This window comes from Lysinibacillus parviboronicapiens (genome assembly GCF_003049575.1).
Taxonomy (GTDB): domain Bacteria; phylum Bacillota; class Bacilli; order Bacillales_A; family Planococcaceae; genus Lysinibacillus; species Lysinibacillus parviboronicapiens.
Map to the genome: position 1 here is coordinate 20,337 of NZ_PYWI01000034.1, position 19,135 is coordinate 39,471.

14 protein-coding genes and 3 pseudogenes are annotated in these 19,135 nt (G+C 34.8%); 6 read left to right on the forward strand and 11 right to left on the reverse strand.

Going from position 1 to position 19,135, the window contains the following annotated elements; all coding sequences use genetic code 11:
• Window positions 1-18: 18 nt before the first annotated feature.
• Together C9J35_RS19935 and C9J35_RS23760 are read right to left on the reverse strand one after the other, a co-directional pair.
• On the reverse strand, window positions 19-327 hold the full coding sequence (locus tag C9J35_RS19935) for a flagellin (protein ID WP_235616384.1): 309 nt from the start codon (window positions 325-327) through the stop codon (window positions 19-21).
• Entirely contained in the window at window positions 320-547 is a 228-nt protein-coding gene (locus C9J35_RS23760) for a hypothetical protein (protein WP_054768411.1), read from the reverse strand. Before C9J35_RS23760 ends, C9J35_RS19935 begins: the two co-directional genes overlap by 8 nt.
• On the opposite strand from C9J35_RS23760, the pseudogene C9J35_RS19945 reads away from it, so the two are divergent.
• Window positions 532-1,122 (forward strand): annotated as a pseudogene (locus C9J35_RS19945) (alpha/beta hydrolase fold domain-containing protein); the annotation flags it as partial. The gene C9J35_RS23760 and the pseudogene C9J35_RS19945 sit on opposite strands and share 16 nt — an antisense overlap.
• A gap of 183 nt (window positions 1,123-1,305) precedes the next feature.
• Here C9J35_RS19945 and C9J35_RS19950 read toward each other — a convergent pair.
• Window positions 1,306-1,782, reverse strand: coding sequence for a MarR family winged helix-turn-helix transcriptional regulator (locus C9J35_RS19950; RefSeq protein WP_107926226.1), 477 nt, complete (start codon window positions 1,780-1,782; stop codon window positions 1,306-1,308).
• A 222-nt stretch (window positions 1,783-2,004) separates the two neighbouring features.
• On the opposite strand from C9J35_RS19950, the gene C9J35_RS19955 reads away from it, so the two are divergent.
• Genes C9J35_RS19955 through C9J35_RS19970 form a run of 4 tightly spaced genes read left to right on the forward strand, consistent with a single transcriptional unit; the run spans window position 2,005 to window position 6,225 of the window.
• Window positions 2,005-3,228 carry a MalY/PatB family protein gene (locus C9J35_RS19955; RefSeq protein ID WP_107926228.1) on the forward strand — a complete coding sequence of 408 codons (1,224 nt, stop codon included), beginning with the start codon at window positions 2,005-2,007 and terminating at the stop codon, window positions 3,226-3,228.
• A complete protein-coding gene (locus C9J35_RS19960; protein ID WP_107926230.1) occupies window positions 3,225-4,514 on the forward strand; it encodes an amidohydrolase in 1,290 nt (429 codons plus the stop codon). Before C9J35_RS19955 ends, C9J35_RS19960 begins: the two co-directional genes overlap by 4 nt.
• A gap of 15 nt (window positions 4,515-4,529) precedes the next feature.
• Complete coding sequence (locus tag C9J35_RS19965; RefSeq protein ID WP_054768407.1) at window positions 4,530-4,736, forward strand: DUF3311 domain-containing protein; 207 nt, start codon at window positions 4,530-4,532, stop codon at window positions 4,734-4,736.
• Between the two features lies 1 nt (window position 4,737).
• Window positions 4,738-6,225: a sodium:solute symporter family protein gene (locus tag C9J35_RS19970; RefSeq protein ID WP_107926232.1), complete on the forward strand. Its 1,488-nt coding sequence runs from the start codon at window positions 4,738-4,740 to the stop codon at window positions 6,223-6,225.
• A gap of 870 nt (window positions 6,226-7,095) precedes the next feature.
• On the opposite strand, the gene bluB is transcribed toward C9J35_RS19970, so the two are convergent.
• The 3 genes from bluB to C9J35_RS19985 all read right to left on the reverse strand — a co-directional run bounded on the left by bluB (window position 7,096) and on the right by C9J35_RS19985 (window position 11,735).
• The gene (gene bluB / locus C9J35_RS19975; protein ID WP_036130192.1) at window positions 7,096-7,737 is read right to left on the reverse strand and encodes a 5,6-dimethylbenzimidazole synthase; all 642 of its coding nucleotides are present in this window, start codon (window positions 7,735-7,737) and stop codon (window positions 7,096-7,098) included.
• 1,505 nt (window positions 7,738-9,242) lie between these two features.
• Window positions 9,243-11,111, reverse strand: coding sequence for an alpha/beta fold hydrolase (locus C9J35_RS19980; RefSeq protein WP_107926234.1), 1,869 nt, complete (start codon window positions 11,109-11,111; stop codon window positions 9,243-9,245).
• 57 nt (window positions 11,112-11,168) lie between these two features.
• Window positions 11,169-11,735: a TetR/AcrR family transcriptional regulator gene (locus C9J35_RS19985; protein ID WP_153062975.1), complete on the reverse strand. Its 567-nt coding sequence runs from the start codon at window positions 11,733-11,735 to the stop codon at window positions 11,169-11,171.
• 476 nt (window positions 11,736-12,211) lie between these two features.
• On the opposite strand from C9J35_RS19985, the gene C9J35_RS19990 reads away from it, so the two are divergent.
• Window positions 12,212-12,487: a YqhV family protein gene (locus C9J35_RS19990; RefSeq protein ID WP_054611762.1), complete on the forward strand. Its 276-nt coding sequence runs from the start codon at window positions 12,212-12,214 to the stop codon at window positions 12,485-12,487.
• A gap of 461 nt (window positions 12,488-12,948) precedes the next feature.
• On the opposite strand, the gene C9J35_RS19995 is transcribed toward C9J35_RS19990, so the two are convergent.
• The 5 genes and pseudogenes from C9J35_RS19995 to C9J35_RS20015 form a co-directional block, all read right to left on the reverse strand.
• The gene (locus C9J35_RS19995; RefSeq protein WP_235616385.1) at window positions 12,949-15,099 is read right to left on the reverse strand and encodes an ATP-dependent helicase; all 2,151 of its coding nucleotides are present in this window, start codon (window positions 15,097-15,099) and stop codon (window positions 12,949-12,951) included.
• Window positions 15,100-15,579: 480 nt separating this feature from the next.
• Window positions 15,580-16,320, reverse strand: a complete 741-nt coding sequence (locus C9J35_RS20000) for an SDR family NAD(P)-dependent oxidoreductase (RefSeq protein WP_054768424.1) — start codon at window positions 16,318-16,320, stop codon at window positions 15,580-15,582.
• A gap of 476 nt (window positions 16,321-16,796) precedes the next feature.
• A complete protein-coding gene (locus tag C9J35_RS20005) occupies window positions 16,797-18,152 on the reverse strand; it encodes an NAD(P)-binding domain-containing protein (RefSeq protein ID WP_107926239.1) in 1,356 nt (451 codons plus the stop codon).
• Window positions 18,153-18,571: 419 nt separating this feature from the next.
• Window positions 18,572-18,986: pseudogene (arsC, locus tag C9J35_RS20010) on the reverse strand (arsenate reductase (thioredoxin)).
• Window positions 18,987-18,994: 8 nt separating this feature from the next.
• Window positions 18,995-19,135, reverse strand: a pseudogene (locus C9J35_RS20015) (arsenical-resistance protein); the annotation flags it as partial.

Here is a 19,135-nt window from a genome sequence, read left to right on the forward strand (position 1 = left end):
ATTACAGTTTTAGGCTTTTTATTTTAGAAGTTGAATAATTCCTTCCGGTTGTTTATTTGATTGAGCAAACATTGATTGAGTAGCTTGTAACAAAATATTATTTTTTGTGAATATCATCATTTCTTTTGCCATATCAGTGTCTCGAATACGTGATTCAGCTTCAGTTAAATTATTGGAAGTATTACTAATGTTATTCATCGCATGTTCTAACGTATTATTATAAGCTCCAAATTTACTTCGATGAAAGGATACAGTTTCTATTGCGTTATTTATACTAGTTATTGCAGAATCAGCGCTTGATTGTGAAGTTAAATCTAAATCACTCATTTCTAAGGTTTGATATCCTAACATCACATAGCTTAACGTTCATATTCTGGCTACTATTAGCACCTACTTGAAAATGTAAAATTCCATTCGATGAACTACTCTGGTTTGATTCATCCTGATTATTTATTATATTAAAAGACAAATCCTCTGTCTCGAATAGTAATTCTCCAACTGCATTACCAGAAAAATTGTTAATGCTATCACCAATCTTTAAATGCAAAATTCATTGCTCCTATTTATCCTAAAGTACCTCATTTCAACTATAAAGATACGTATCCAAAAATTCTAAACCTATATAAAGGGATGCTTGCAACTGTTGAAAATTCGAATCAATTAACGATTATGGGAGATTCGGCAGGCGGTAATATAGCACTTGGCCTGGCTCATCTTTTAAAAATGAACAATTTACCTCAACCGAAAGATATTATTTTATTATCAGCATGTGTCGATTTGAGTTTTGAAAATCCTCTTATAGCTGAATATGAAGAAAAGGATCCGATGTTAGCTAGTGAGGGAATGGAAGTCATTACAAAGATTTGGGTAGCTGATAAAGATTTAAAAGACTCACTAATTAGTCCAATATACGGTGACTTTAAAGAACTTGGGAAGATTACTCATTTTATTGGAACGCACGAATGTTTATATCCAGATGCAATAAGACTGGATGAACAACTTTCAGAACAGGGAATTGAAATCAATACCTTTGTTTATCCTAAAATGAATCATGTGTTTGTTGTTATGCCAATTCCTGAAGCTCAAGATGCTCAACAGAAAATTATTAATATACTAAGTTAATTTAAAGAAATGAGTGATAACTGTACTTGAAGCGGCCACCAGGAGGGAAGTCTTCGTTTAGACAAGAGGCAGAGATTCTAAAAAAATGACAGCAATTTATAACATAAAAAGGAGTGTTTCAAAGTTCAAATTTAGACTTTGAGCCACTCCTTTTCTGGCCTTATTGAGCAGCAAGGGTAATTATTACACCTTTGATTTTTTGTCAGTTAGCACGCTTTGTGTCCTTTGATTGATTAGATTTAAGACTGTTATATACTTTTGAAAATCTTCAGTCGTAAATTGCTCGAGGTTCTTCAAATGACTTCGATATTCCTCTAAATCTAGATTTTTATGATATTCATAAACTATTTTGCCTTTTGGTGTTAACTCAATATTTAATTCCCGATAATTGTCCACATTTCTATATTTAATGACTAAACCCTTTTTAATTAGTTTATCAACCATTTGAGAAACAGCACTTTTTGTGCAATTTTTAATATCTGCAATTTCAGAAGTAGTCGTTTTTACTTGATCTCCAATTAAGTTGAGTGTATGAACTTCTATCATATACAATTCATCTTCTGTTCCATATTTTCTTGGAATATTTTCATATGAACTAATAAGTCTAGATGTCTCGTAAAGCGTTTCCATTAGCTCATAAAAAACCTTCTTTTTATCCACAATGCATCCTCCTCCACATAATTGGTTGCCAATTTAATTTAATTTTAACATATAAAAATCTATATTTAACTTTTGTTTCGAATCTAATTAATTTCAGGAATATTCAGAAATTAATATTGACGTTTTTACAGTTAAGGTGTTAAACTGATAAAAATTTAATCTAAACGTGTCGAAAATTGCGATAAAGTAGAAAATTGAACACAACAAGAGGTGGGAGAAGCATTGAAATATAATTTTGATGAAGTAGTTAATCGTAGAAATACTTATTCTTTAAAGTGGGATGGTGAAGATTTAATTAAAACAATGGGATATACAGAAAGGTATGACTATGAGACCATTCCACTATTTACAGCAGATATGGATTTACCCGTACCGCAACCACTGATAGATGCACTACATAAAACAGTTGATCATCGTATTTTTGGATATTCTGTTTTTCCGGATGCGTATTTTGAATCAATTCAGCATTGGTTTAAAAAGAGACATGATTGGACCATCAAAAGAGAAGAGATTGTATATAGCCCTGGAACAGTACATGCCTTGAATATAGCAATAAAAGCTTTCACTAAACCTGGTGACGGTATCATTATTCAACGTCCTGTTTATCCACCGTTCACAGTTTTGATAGAAGGAAGTGGAAGAGCTGTGCGAAATAATGCGTTGAAATGTGACGCTAAAGGGTATTACACAATTGATTTTGAGGATTTTGAAGCCAAAGCAAAAGAAGAAAATACAACAATGTTCATTCTCTGCAGTCCACACAATCCGACTGGAAGAGTTTTAACATATGAGGAATTAAAAACACTTTCAGAGATCTGTGCAAAAAATAATGTAATTATTGTAGCTGATGAAATTCATGGGGATCTTATTAGAAAAAATCAAAAATTTATACCTATCGCAAAAGTTGCAAACAGTACGGATCATATCATCACGTGCACAGCCATTAATAAAACATTTAATGTTGCAGGCCTGCACTGTACAAATGTGATTATTTCAAACCCTGAGATTAGGAAAATCTTTAGCGACACAATGGGGATGCAGTTACCTTCACCGTTTACTATTGCAGCGCTTATAGCTGTCTATAACGAAGGAGAAGAATGGTTAGCGCAAATAACTGAATATATTGACGACACAATAAAGTATGTGAAAAATTTCTTAGGTGAACAAATGCCTACAGTCAAAGTTAGGATCCCTGAAGGAACGTATGTACTTTGGATGGACTTTAGTGGATATAGACTTTCATCTCAAGAGATTCATGATCGTATCTATAACAAAGCCAATGTCATACTTGAAGATGGTCACTTGTTTGGTATAGAAGGTAAATATTTCCAAAGAATATGTATCCCTTCACCAAGACCACTTATAAAAGAAGCACTTGAAAGAATCGCTTTAGAATTCCAAGATATCGAATCTAATAACCAATCAGAAAGGGAGTATATAAAATGAAAACGAGCGAATTTAAGCTTGATGCGTTAAAAGCTGCAAAAGAAATAGAAGACTATGTAATTGAGATAAGAAGAGATCTCCATAGACACCCTGAGATCGGATTACAGGAAGTACGGACAATGAGAGTGGTTACAGATGAGTTAACTAAATGGGGCATTCATTATGAAATTGTCCCTAACGGCGGAATTATTGGTTATATTCAAGGAAAACAACCGGGGAAAACTTTAATTCTTAGGGCAGATTTAGATGCACTGCCTATGAAGGAAGAGGAAAATAACTTAAAAAAGAATAAAGTAGTATTTTCTGAGTCTGACCAAGCTGCACATACTTGTGGGCATGATGGACATACAGCGATGCTTTTAGGTGTAGTGAAAATCTTGACTCAACACAAAGACAAAATGAAGGGAAGAGTGTTACTAGCTTTTGAACAAGGGGAAGAAATGGGCGGAGGGATTTATAATCTCTGTAAACGATTACACGAAATCGGAGGAGACGGAATTTGGGGTATCCATTTAAAATCTGATCTTCCAACTGGTAAAATTTCTGTTGATCCTGGCCCAAGAATGGCAGCTTCTTTTGTTTTTGATGTCTTAATAAAAGGAAAAAGTGGACATGGTTCAAGACCAGATTTGTCAGTTGCTCCATTAGAATGTTTTACCGATTTTTATAACAATTTAAGAGCGATGAGGTTAAATTCTCTAGACCCTTTTAAAACAATTACCTATTCAATTGGAACGATTAATTCGGGCTCCGCAGCGAATATTATTCCAGAAACTTTACAGTTCTCAGGAACAGCCAGATATTTAGATTATAACCAAGGTGCCCATGCTGCTAAAGAATTTAAGAGAATCCTAGAAAAAGTCTGCGACCTGCATAATTGCACCTATGAATTTATGATAGAACCTAAAGTATCGGATTTAATTGTCTACAATCAAAAGGATTGTGCACAAATTGCGATTGATGCAGTGAAAAATGCAATTGGTACAGATGCATTACAATCAATCCCTGCTTGGATGGCATCGGAATCATTTGCGTTTTATGAAAAATACTTCCCAGGTGTGTTTGCATTCGTTGGCATACAAAACCTCGAAGAAGGGATTGGGGCAGAACACCATAATGTTTACTTTGACCTAGATGAAGACGCTTTAAAACTAGGTGTGGCGGCTACTGTACAATACACAATTGATTTTCTAGATAGTGAAAAACAAGTACATTTTACTCCGGATAAAAGGGATATAGATAGTCTATTTATTGAAAACGGGTTTTGGCAATTAATTAATAAATAAAAAGGAGATAGAAAAATGACAAAAAAAAGGCTCTGTTATTTACTCACGTTCATTGCCTATTTTGCAATGCCTTTAGGAGTTCCATTTATTAAAAGTGCCGAACCATATATCTTAGGTCTTCCGCTTTTATTATTTTGGATGGTTTTATGGATCTTTTTAGGAACAGGTTTAATGATTATCGTTCATCGTATAAATCCTAGTGTAAAAGAGGAGACGGAGTAATATGATAATTTCAGTTGGAATCATTGCCATTTTCTTAGGTATTGCTTTATTTTTAGGCATCATCGCCAGTAGAGGTAAAGATATGAGCCTAGAACAATGGACTGTTGGAGGCCGTGGATTTGGTTCTATCTTCATCTTCTTATTAATGGCTGGTGAAATTTATACAACAAATGCATTTTTAGGGGTAAGTGGTTGGATGTATGGAAAAGGTGGAGCTGCATTTTTCAATATCGCGATGCTGAACTATGTCATTGCTTACTGGTTGACACCTAAAATATGGGCTTATGGAAAGAAACATAGTCTACTATCACAATCTGATTTTTTTGAAAAGGCATATAATAGTAAAATTCTCGGCACACTTGTAGCCATTGTAGGGTTAGCAGCTTTAATTCCTTATTTAGTCATTCAATTAAAAGGTCTTGGCATTATCGTTTCTGAGGCTTCCTATGGAGCGATTGATCCGAAATTAACAATTTGGATTGGCACAATTGCAATGATTGCTTATGTTATGGTTTCAGGAATTCATGGCTCGGCTTGGACAGCTGTTATTAAAGATTTTCTTATTCTTGGTGTTGTGTTATTCCTTGGTATCTACTTACCTATTCATTATTATGGTGGTATTCAACCAATGTGGGAAGCAATTGAAGCTGTTAAACCAGGATTTTTAACGCTTCCAGACACAGGTTTTAGCGCCTCATGGTATATTTCAACGATCATGTTAACATCGTTAGGGTTTTATATGTGGCCACATACATTTGTTGCTACTTTTTCAGCGAAAAGTGGAAATGCTCTAAGAAAAAATGCCATTATGCTTCCTATCTATGCATTATTTTTATTATTTATCTTATTTGTTGGAGCAGCAGCAATTTTACAAGTACCAGGGTTAGAAGGAGGCGCTGTAGATTTAGCTTTATTTAAAATTTCCACGCAAACATTTAATCCAGTCATCGTTGGCTTTATTGGAGCAGCAGGGTTATTAACTGCAATTGTTCCAGGTTCTTTGATTTTGATGTCGGCAGCTACATTACTTGCGAAAAATGTCGTAAAACCGATTCGACCTCAAACTACCGATCGACAAATTGGTATCATTGCTCGCTATTCAGTTCCAGTGATTGCACTTGTTGCACTTTACTTTACTTTTAGTGGTGGTGGAGCAATTACGCTATTATTCTTAATGGGGTATGGATTAGTTACTCAATTTGTACCAGCAGTTGTATGTAGCTTTTTGAAGAAAAATCCATTAACTGTACAAGGTGTTTTTGCTGGGATTATTGTGGGTGTCACTATTGTAGGTTGGCAAGCAACTACAGGTGCTCATCTAAGTAAGCTGTTTCCAAGCTGGCCATCTTACATACAAGATATCAACATTGGTTTCCTAGCATTAAGTGTAAATATTATAGTAAGTTTAATTGTTAGTGTGTTTACTAGAAAGTTAACTGCTAAAAATGATGAAATTACAGATGAGAAAACAGTAGAAAACCTTCAATAGTACTGTTTGCATTTTCTGAATATTTAAGTGAAATGATTTAATAATAATGTTTTAGCCGAGAAAGCGTTAAAAGCAATTGAATCATATTCTCAAGGAGTTTAGGTCGTATTGCTGTTAATGCGTCCTAAAATAAAGCCGTTGAGAATGACAGTATGATTTAAACCATTCAAGGAGTAATCGCATTTTAACAAGTAGATATAAATAAGAATCCATTTTAATCAAGGATGTGAAAATGGATTCTTTTTATTTGAAATATTAGGATGACAATTTATTTAAGTAATAAAGTAATAAACGAAGTCACCGAAGTTTAAATTATGTACATTTACAGCTGTTTCGTCTCACTATTATTAGTATACTTTTCATTGATACATAACTTCCTATAATTTATATTATGTAAACTAAAATTATTTGGAGTGGAGGAGGGCTTGGATACGTCAACACCCCATAATATCAGTACTTTTTGTACAGATAATAATTATTGTTTAATACACTATCTGGAGGTTTTATACGTGCAACTACATGCTGCCATTGAAAAAAATTACTCAGTTAATACAGTCACTAGTTATGAATACGATTTACAACTCTTCTTTGACCTTTTTAACGGACCATGGCTGTTCAACCTGTTTAAATGAGATTACCAAGACCCAAGTACGTCGCTTTATCCAATATCTATTAGGATCATTAAAACAAAAACCTCGTTCGGTGAACCAAAAAATTTCTTCCTTAAAATCATTCACAAAATATTGTTTAAAGGAACAATACCTTGCTAATGATTTTACGCACGGGATTGAATCGCCAAAGACCGATGAAAGAGTTGCTTATACAATTCAACATTATTCAATTAACGCACCTTGATAGATTAATAAGTCTTTAGTTTTGTCCCCATTTATTTTCGAAAATAAGATGTTCTAAAGAACGTCTTTTTTCCCAATTAGCTAACTCTAAAATGGGCTTTTCTGGGTAATTTTCAGTATAACCGATTGATATAAGAGCAATGGGATCGATGTGTGGTGGTATTTCTAAAATGTCTCTAATATCATTCTTTTTATAAAAACTTACCCACCCCATCGCAAGTCCTTCAGCACAAGCTGCTAACCACATATTTTGAATAGCACAGGCTGTTGATAATATATCTGTTTCAGGAATTGAATTTCGTCCTAATACATGGGAACCTCCTCTTGTAGGGTCACATGTAACACAAATAGTTATAGGAGCTTCTTTTAAACCCTCAATTTTTAAATCAAGGAATTTCATTTTTTTCCCCCCATCATAATGAACAGCTAATGCTCGGCTTTCTTTTTCTGCTGCCCAAGCCAATTTTTCTTTAATTTCGTCAGTGGAAATCAAAATAAAGTTCCAAGGTTGCATAAATCCTACTGAAGGTGCATGATGAGCTGCATTTAATATTCTATGAATAATGTTTTCAGGGATAGGAGTTGATAAAAAACTTCGAATATCTCTCCTATTATAAATAACTTTATAAATAGACTCTCTTTCTTCATTAGAAAACATAAATTTCTCCCCTTTTCTTTACAAAAATGTTTATTTTTAATATTAACTAATTTTTCATTATTCTGCCACGTAAGTTGAAGTAAAAATGCACCCAAAAGCGTGGTTTGGATATGTTTATCCTTATCGTTGTATCCGCATAAATCTGACTCCACCTCTTCTTACTTCGGATTAACATTCGTCAAATCGATTACCACATTTCCGTTCAGTTTCATATATAGATAATGGTACCATTAATAATAGACCGGTTTAAAGACACCATTTGCAGATTTCACAATTGCCTTTGGCTTCTGAATCGATAGTCCTTCTAATAGCCAACGAAGCTTGCTGAGAGAGAGTTCATACTTCAGCGTGTTATCAATTTAATGTATAAAAATGAACAAAGGATATAATTCATTAAATATCTCTAATGGGATAGGAATAATTGATTGGGATGAATTATTTATTTTACGGATTTAGCTTAATTCAGATGTAACGAAGTTTATTCGTGAAAAATGTAACAGTTTTTCAATTACATCTAACGCCGAATCTAAATCTTCATCAAAATGAGCTTTTTATACTAGAAATTCAGATTCCATCTATAACACCTCTTCTTTCCTTACATATCGTTAGGGCATTCTGAATAGTAATTAGTTGCATAAAATTAAAATATTTTTATTATTCTATTTTAATCTAGGTCTGGCTACAAAGCCACAATCTATCGCTATTTGAAACAAGAGCAAACACATCACCTAATAAGGTTGTGCTTGCTCTTGTTTATTCATATTTGCCTTAACGTTGTAAATCCACATTTTTCTAAAGGGACCCCGTTTAAATCTAAATGCTTCACCAATATTTTAAAATAGATTTATCAATTGTTCTATATATTATGTAACTCAATTAAGAAGAGTCGAACATACAAATTTGCACGTCCGACTCTTCAGATATTCCCGTTCTAATATCAAGAATAAAATTATTTGGGGAGGGCTTGGATTCGTCAACTACCCATAATATCTGTCGACAAGAATCTACATACATTTTGGACAAGAATGTCCAGACTTTAGTGTTTTAATTAAGTTGATTCAATAAATTATTCACTTACTCATCTCTTTATGATGAATAAAATATGCATATACCTTATATTCATATTAAAGAAGTAAACCTACTCATTATGGTACATTCTGAATAGGTTTAAATATTAAGAAGCAAAATTAAATAACTATTGATTTAATCTCTTTTTTAAAAGCTTCATAATTAAATTCTTTTAATTCGAACAAATTAGTATTGTTCCAATCGCTTATATCAGATAATTTTACCCTTTTTAATTCTTGTAAAGGTTGTATTTTACTACTTATTTCCTGTGTTATTTTGCTAATCATATTTAAATAATCAGTACTAGGGATTTAATGGCTCGACTACATGCAACATAAAATAATCTGTAATATATCCAGCGTTCATGTAGACAATCTTTTTTTCAAACAGTACGACTTTATTTCAAAGACACAACGATCTTACTACCCACTTTTTATTTATCCCACACTCTCATCTGCTGTACTACTATTTTTTATTACCAAATTAGCCGTTTCACTCGGATGGTTAAGAGGAAAATGATGACCATATGGAACAAAATCAACCTTACCAAGATGCGAAGGAGCAGAATAGCCTCTGTCATAATCCCCCCAAATAATGTGAAGATTATACTTTGTTACTTCATTGAAATCACTTTGATCGTTTTTCAATAGTAAACTGTTAAGCTGAACCGTAGTATTTAAAATTCTAGGAGAAGTAAAACTGTTTCTTATTTTTTTAATATAATGTTCAGGGATGCTCTCCGTACTTTCAAACAAACCATTACTTAATACATAACGCTCTATCAAATTAGTAGTTGCCAATTTCAATGTCCATTTGTTCATAAATTGAGGAACATTTATCGATTTAGCATTTTTTTTAGCAACAGGTGGCTGAAGTAAAGTAATTGTATACTTATTATCTATGTACTTTTGTACTAATGCTTCCAAAAGAATATACGCACCAAATGAATGGCCAATTAGATGGGCACCATTAGTAGCTTTCTCCAATAACTTTTTCACTACATTCAAATAGATATTTAAAAGGTTTTTCTCTCGTTTAAAAGGAGAACGTCCCAAACCTGGAAGGTCCATGATCCATACAGGTCGACCCGTTTTTTCATGAAGCTCTTTTCCTAAAGGAAATAAATCCTCTCCATCACTTAATAAACCATGTAATAAAATAAACGGTTTACCCTCTCCTTGTGATTGGTAAATGGTAGTATTATTACATAATGTTCGTTTAAATAAATGACTGTGCTGGCCATTTTGATACATCATGCGATAATCCAGATCAGCTATTACGGCTGGGAGAAATTTCATTACATTTGTCTCCTTAAACCAATCTTCTCCCATAATCTTTTTCGCTGAACCATTTGAAAATGTTCGATTTGTAATAAAGTTCAGCCCATCAGCAGGAATTTGGGTTATTTTGCTTACGCCACTATTCATAAGTGCTTTCATAAATGGCAATGGGGCAGAGATTTTAGGTGCAGTCATATTCATACTTTCTGACATAGCATCTAATAATTCTGAAATATTCTGATCATGTTGTTTATCTTCAACAAGTGTATATGTTTGTATAGTTGGTTGCTCCAATCTGAAAACCTGCACAATAAACTTTGCTAGTTCATCGTTTGCAATAAGTGGTAATCTATATTCCTTACCTCCAGGAATCACTGGCATGAGCCCTTTTCGCATACTCATCACAAGCAAGCCTAAGCCTCCTGTTTGCTCCGTACTCCCTGTTTTACTACTACCAACTACAGTTGGTGGATTAATTACTGAAAGCGGATAACCTACTGTTGATGCCTGCTGACGGATATAAAGATCTGCTAAAAACTTTGTTCTCTCATATGGATTTTTTATTTTCAAAAAATTGTTTCCTTCTTTAAACACATCTATCGCAATCTTACTATTTTTATCATCAAAGGGACTCATATAGCCTACAACATGAATAAATTGTTGCAATCCCTTCAATTGATGAATATTTTTAGCGAATTCACTAATATGTTGGGCACCATTCAAAAATACGGAAGCTGCCTCTTTGCTTGTCGCTTGAATATCCATGGGGCCTCCTGCGTGAATAATCACATCCGTTTTCAATACCCACTCCTTATCTTCAGCACTTAGACCTAAGTCTATTTTCGTTAAATCACCTTCAATAAAGTGCATAACTGCCTCTTTTAAGATGCCTCTTTTTTGATAAATGCGTGTTGCTTTACTTTTCGATCTCACTAATAGAAGAATTGTAACATGCTCTTTGGCTAATTCCTTCACTAATTGCTTTCCAATAAAACCTGTTCCACCAGTTAAAAATACTGTTCTCATAAAAATCCTCCTCGTAGTACTGTTCAGTACTAATTTGATGTAAAAAAAATGCTTCTTTTATCGAAGCAAGTTTAAAAAATGATCTGCTGTTTTCATAATTACAGTTGCATCCTCCAGTGTTTCTGAAATAAATAGCGCTCCTTCAAGATTTGTAATAAAAAGAGATGCAACCTCGTCAATATTAATTGTCTTTCTAAATTCACCATTCTCTACCCCTTGTTTAAGTAATAGAGAAACTTTCGTTTGTAATCCTTTAAAAAAAAGACCTATTTTTTCTTTTACTTTTGTGGCATTTGTAGGACTTTGAATATAAAGCGTAATAAATGGACAGCTCCCCTTATATTCTCTCGTCTGAACTCCTTGTGATATTTGCTTTAAAAACAGTTGGATACGATCTTCAACTAATAATTGGTTTTGAGATAGTAAGCCATCAATTGCAGATTGATACATTTCAATCCAATAATCAACGACCCCTTCCAACAATTCTTCCTTATTAGAGAAGTGATAATACACATTAGACTTTGAAACTTTGCTTACACGAACTAATTCATCCATGCTTGTATAAGCAAACCCTTTTTCTAAAAATAATGTTGCAGCTACTTCAATCACACGTTTTTGATTCATTAATTTTCCCCTTGTCATAATTAGTACTATACAGTACTATAATAGGTGTTGCAAGTATTTTTGTTAGTTTAATAAAAAAATTGATCAAAAAAGCTAAGAATTGCTAATCGAATTTATTATATACTCAAGTTCCGAAATATAATTTCCTTTTGGGTAAAGTGTATAGTATTCTTTGTCACTATTGAAAAATGGATAGTTCTCCTTATGTTTTGGAAAATGTGAGATGTTTGTATTTTTCAATTCTTCGGATTTTATTATATGCACCATACTATTTCCTTTTAAAAACAGAGAATAATAAATTCTTTGAACTTTTATCTAGAAAATCACTTATTAAATTAACACTAGAAAGCATAATATAACAAGAATATTTGATACGAATCATACATATATTGATTTTAATATTTCATTCTAACAGAAGTCTATAATTATCCTAAGGTGGATTTATAAAATATGCGAAAATTATCTATAAAGATAGGATGATGACAATTATTGAAAAATCGGTTCTTGCTATGGTTATTTTACGTGTATTGTCTGGAAGTATTGAAGTAAGTGCTGGATTGTTGATGCTAAAGTTGAATAATTTAGAAAAAGCATTCTATATTAATACAATGCTTGCATTAGTTGGTCCAACAGTTTTAATCGTTACGACAGCTATTGCATTATTTGGACTAGCTGATAAAATCCCTGTGACGAGAATCATTTGCCTATTTACGGGAATTACACTTATTATTATAAGCTCACATGTTAAGTAATATGGACATTCCATTCTTAATCCTTGTTAAACTCTTTATTACAAACTTCACATTTATAAGCCATCCTTTCTAAACAATATCTCTGATTATTCTTCCTAATAATGTTCATTAGTTTAGTTTGCTATAGCGTGTGACGACGCTGTGTTTTTTATGTATAAGTAACCTCTACCTGCACAATTATATTGAGTGTATCACACGCACTTATTCGGTTGTGGCGTTGGTTGACCGTCACATCCTCCCTCATTCAGGGTCACCTTAACGCAGTGACCCTTTTATAATTTCTATTCTCAGATTGTTTAGTAACATTACATTGCATCAGGTAGTTTTCTACTTGAATAAAGAATGAATCTATAAAGCAATTTCTTTCGCCTTAACATCGACCAACAACATTTTTCGACCTCCACCATATTGGTAAATAAGTTTTTCTATCTTTGTTTTTGTCAGTGTACTCTTCATCTTGCTCAGTCCCAAAATCCCCTTAAATTATTTCCAATAAGAAAAATTCTACGATACAATCCTTGACCATTACCTTTATACATAATTCTTCTACTCGTAATGGCTAATATTTCCCCTTCTCCAAAAATCACATGCTTTACTTTTGAGCCAACGATTAACGCGGACTCAGTTGTAATCGTCCGTTCATTGCGGTATTGCTTCAGTGATTTCCACGGACTTTTTGGTGCTTTTTTTGGCAATTCCTGCGGAGCAACGATTTGTTTTAACGTCTTCATGAAAATCGATGGCACCACACTTGTTTTAAAGCGCTTACTATACGAAATTAATTCTAAATGGTGAATCGCACGCGTGATACCGACATAAAAGAGTCGTGTTTCTTCCTCAATTTCTTGTTCCACCTCACTAGGTAAAATCCCCTCAATCAAGTCAATCAAATACACACGGTCAAATTCCAAGCCTTTTGAACTGTGTAATGTTGTCAGTGTAATCGCATTCAATTCATGTTTCATATGAGACGAACGTGCTAAATTTTCAAGCTGCTTTAAACGACCCGCAAATTCGGTCATCGTCGGCGTATGACGAGCAATTAAACCAAGTACATCCACAATATCTAGTAAATTTTCATAATTAAAACCGAGTTTTTCACTCATTTTCTTTAAGGTACGCTCATAACCAAAGTCATAACGGATATGCTCTAGCATGGCTGTTGGCGTCGTTTTATCAAATTGAATACTATCATACGTTTTACGAATCCGTTTAATATATTCAGGCTGATAATCCTTTAACTCAACATACTCTAACAACTGTGTGAATACACAGCCATCTTCCGGCACTTTTTGTAGCGCCTTCAATTGCGTTGGTGTAATATAAGCATTCATTTTTCTGTAAACTTTTTCAAATACCGTGATATTTTTTGTATTGTACGCTAGACGCATGAAGTTCATAATATCCTCCAAGACCCAATGCGTGAAAAAGCGAATCGTCGAATCTTTCATATAGAAAGGCAAACCTGCTCTGTCAAACGCGTCCATAAGCGGAATGGCTGACGTATTATTTCGATATAAAATAGCCGTTGAGCCGCGCTTAGACAGATTTTCCAAATGGTCCACTAAATATTTGGCCTGTAAATTGTAATTCTCTAGGATTTTAAACGAGATTGGCTCTGTTGCAGGATTTTCCGTAAACATTTGTTTGTTAAAACGCTTTTTATTTCGCTGAATGAATAGATTGGCTGGCTCTACAATCGTTGCAGATGAACGATAGTTTTGCGTCATAAGTAAAACATGCGCCTCCGGATATATTTTTCGGAAATTCAACAAATAATCTGGCTCTGCACCGCGCCAACTATAAATGGCCTGATCCTCATCGGCAACGACGCATAAATTTTGATGGACTGCGACGAGCTTCGCGATGATCGCATGTTGAACGGGCGATGTGTCCTGACTTTCATCCGTTAAGTAATAATCGTAACGGCGTTGGTATTGCGCCAGCACCTCTCGATTTTTCGTGAAAATATCATTCGCCATTAAAAGCATATCGTCAAAATCAATTAACAAACGGTCACTACCTGTGCGTTTATATTCCTCATAACGCTGTAAAATCTCGACTTTTCTTGGCACCTTTACTTCTGCAATTGCCCATTCCTGTTCTGGCAGCATTTTATTTTTGATAAACGTTATGTACGTCAGTAGCTCGTCTAACTGATCTTCGGTAATTTTTGTGCCATTTAATTGTTCAAATATCTCGCGAAGCACTCGTTTTTTTGAAACAACACCAGGCTTGTCCGATTCTTCAATGATGCCGTACGAAATGCCCTGGCGTTCAAGTGTCTGCCGCACAACATGAAATGCTAAACTATGAATCGTCGAAAAATCAACCGGAGGCAAATGCGGGAAAAACTTTGCAAAACGTGCCTTCATATCACCGGCCGATGCCTTACTAAACGTGACAGCCTTTATGCGAGAAGGATTCACACCAAGCGCCTCAATCATATAGCCAATACGCATAATAATCGTCGTCGTTTTTCCTGAACCGGGTGATGCCAATAGTAACAGCGGCCCTGTCGTCTGCAACACCGCCTGCGTCTGCACTTCATTTAGACGAACGCCAAGTGAACGCTCCTTTTCCTCAAAAAATGCTTTTTGCGCTCCATTCATATCAATTGCTCCGTTCTAAAAAATCTATACTTCATTATACCAAATGATGAGGATTCATCCGAGGAAAGACGCACAATATTGAAGCAAAGAAAGAGTAAAAGTAAGCGTCAAATAGTGGCCACCTGTTGTTGAGGGGGGTTGTAACATCCAAAGTGCCACTAATATTTCATGTCGTATGAATAAAGCAGCTATACAATAAGGACAATTAAATGTCCCTTTACGTGCAAATACGCAGAATGTGAATACTTGGAAATTATAGCACCTGCATTTGAAGGTTCAATCATAACACTTTGTACTATACAGGTATTGGCAAGAGCTACTATGTGAAGCTTGCACGTCAAATGTACGCCGTAAAATTAAAGGACTATTTTCAATAGTCTGCATCGACATAAAGTTAACAATAATGAGATGGAGCTAAAATATAAAGAGGAGGTAGAAAATACGGATAATCACCTGCATTTTCTACATCCCATAGTTATATTATATCGCTGTGTAACCGCCATCTACTAACAATGTAGCGCCTGTCATAAATTCATTCTCACAGACAAATACACAAGCATGTGCGATTTCGTCGGGCTGACCGAGTCGACCAATTGGATGACGTGCTACTAAGCCTTCATAAAAATCACCAAGAGCCTCTTTATTGACCATACCTGATTCTACATAACCTGGGCATATTGCGTTTGTGCGAATATTTCTGGGAGCATATTCAGCGGCAAGTGATTTTGTTAAAATATTGACAGCCCCTTTAGAAGCATTATAAGCAAATGCCCCAGCTTCCCCAACTGTACCTAGAATAGAGGCGATATTTACGATAACGCCACCGCCTTGCTTTAAAAATTGCTGAATTGCATATTTACTTCCATAAAATACGCTATCTTGGTTGACTTGGATTACTTTATGATAATCTTCATACGACAACTCATGTGTAGAACCAAGTGCTCCAATGCCAGCATTGTTAACGATAATATCAAGTTTACCAAATGTCTCTACTGCAAATTGAACAAGTGATTTCACTTCATCTTCATGCGCGACATTTGCTTTAAAGAATGCAACAGCATGACCGTCTGCCTTTAATGTTTCTGTATGTGCAATGCCTGCCTCTTCGTTAATATCTGATATAACAACCTTAACTCCTTTTGCAACAAATGCCTTCGTAGTGGCTAAACCAATTCCTGATGAAGCCCCTGTTACAACTGCTACTTTTCCATCTAAGTTCATCATTAAGTTAACTCCCCCTTCATTTGATTGACTACATTATAATTGATTGATGCAAAAAGGGTCACTGAGTTGAAAGTGACCCTAATAATAAAATAAATGTGGGAAGATGTGGCGGTCAACCAACGCCACAACCTAAAATAAGTGCGTGCGATACACTCAATATTAATGTGTGCAAATTTAGGTTACCTAATACATAAAAAAGCCGTAGCATCATCACACCCTATAGCTCGAAAAATTGTAAGTGGGATAGCGTTATGCAATAACAACTTGGTGTTTTTTATAAAACATATACTATAGCACGAAATAAACGATTACGAGCTTCTACTTTTACACTGGATTTATGCCATGTTAAAACAAAACACCACTTTACTATCTTTTAAATCCTTCTGTTCCGTTTCACGAATAATTAGTGTGTCCATCCCATCTCCCTCTTAGTATTTTAAAAGGACTGCTAGCTTTCGCTAACAGACAAACTTTTAACAACATGAATTTGATTGATTGGCAAGATTCATACCGCATACACCTGTTTCAGGTAACTCCAATTCCACACGTTTCGAAGCTTCATTATCACCTGATAAATAAGCTGTTATTGAACGGACTTGTTCATAACCTGTTGCCATTAAAAATGTTGGTGCGCGTCCATAGCTTTTGGCACCGACAATATAGAAGTCCTTTTCTGGTTGTCTTAGTATTTCTTCCCCATGTGCTCTTACTGTGCCGCAACTATGCTCATTAGGGTCAATTAGAGGAGCTAGTGCTTGCATACTTTCTATTGTTGCATCAATGGCAAGGCGTAGTTCGCTGATCATCGTAAAATCTGGTCGATTACCTGCGTTGACAATAAGCTCTTCAAATCCTGTTAATACTTTTGGTTCCCCGTTTAAAGTGCCTACAATTTTGATATTCTCATCTTTCTTCAACTGTGAGATATAGAAAGGTGTTATTACCTCAATCTTACCTGTATCTACTAATTCGCGAATACTTACACCGAGTGCGCCACGTGCTGCCAATGCATCTTTTTCTTCGCCACCATAGGCTTCTTCTACAGATCTTTTACGCATAATCCATACTAGCTTTGTTAAAGGATTTTCTTTTTGTAATTCCGCAAGTGACAGTAAGGTATTGATAGCTGAATGGCCACCACCAATAACAGCAATCTTCTTATTGGCATATCTCTTAGTATTCGAATTTATATCTGGAATACCATACTCAATGTGATCGGCTAATGCTAATTCATTTTTCAGCCATACACCTGTAGAATTTGCCGGGTTTGGATTCCCCCATGTACCCGTCGCATCAATAACAGCTCTCGCCTCCATGATACGGATATCATTCTCTTGTTCAAAATAAATATTAAAAGACTGTTCTACTCGATTTTTTGTCTTCATCTTATCATTAAATTGTCGTGAAATCCCTACTACTTTTGAGTTCAATTGAATGTTAGGCTTTATTTGTACTAGCTCAGACAAAGGTTTTAAATATAGATCAATTAATTCATTTCCTGTCGGTAACGTCTCTAAATTAGGTTCTATCCAACCGGAGGCATCTAATAAAGCTTTGGCAGCTTTATTGATGTTATATCGCCATGGTGAAAATAATGTAACATGCCCCCAACTACGAATATTGTGTGCTATCTCACGCCCAGCCTCTAGTAAAATAAATGCTTGCTTTTGTTCCACTAAATGAGCAGCTGCAGCTAATCCAATTGGACCTGCGCCAATTATTACTATCGGTAGATTCTTATCGGAATTATTAACAGTCTCCTGTACTTCAATATCCTTAGCAGTAGTACAACAAGATCCATTTTGTTTGATTATTTTTAGTGTTTTCATCATTAACTTCTCCTCTTTCATTCTTTATATAAGCATTCTCTTATATAAAATGTATTTTTAACGTCTAGCAGTTAGCTAGACGTTAATTTAAGCTTTGTGTGTGTAATTAACACACTTCAATTTCACACATTGTTTTATCAATTTCTTTTATAGCTTTTTCGAATTACAACCATGTAGAAGTGCGATCCATATCTCCTTTAAAGAAGAAATTAAAAGCAAACTCTTTAGCCTGTATCAATCTGTATTCTCTACTATTCATAATTAACTTTAGATAAGCAATAAAATAATCTTTAGTTAGCTAGCATGATTTATTGATTTTTTAATCCACCATTCAAATTGCAAAGACAGACAGTATATTCAAGTTCTCTGGTTAGCAAAGTTTCGGAGAGTATCCTACCAATATATAAATCTTTTTCAATTTATTTTAGCTCCACAGCTACAAATTGCTCAATGCGTTTACCAATAGCATCACGTACATTTTGGAATACAGTCCATTTTTCTTCATCTGTACCTGTTGCTTTCGCTGGATCTTCAAATCCCCAATGCTCACGACGAACGTGAGGAGATGTCATTGGGCATTTATCAGCTGCATCCCCACATAACGTGACTACTAAAATTGCTTAATGTATCAAAATCAATTAAATCTGATGTATGATTTGAAATATCAACCCCTACCTCCGCCATCGCTTTAATGGCATTCGGATTTAGACCATGTGCTTCGATACCAGCACTTTTAACTGTCCAATTGGTAGGTAGTAATTTTTTTGCCCATCCTTCAGCCATCTGACTGCGGCATGAGTTCCCTGTACACAAGAAATATAGTGTATTTGTCATAATACTCCTTATAATTTACTAGTTTTAAAGTATTTTTTCTGCCAACGTAAGGCAACCCACACAAGTCCTATGAGTACGGGTACTTCTACAAGAGGACCGATAACAGCGGCGAATGCTACGCCACTATGAAGGCCAAATACACCAACTGC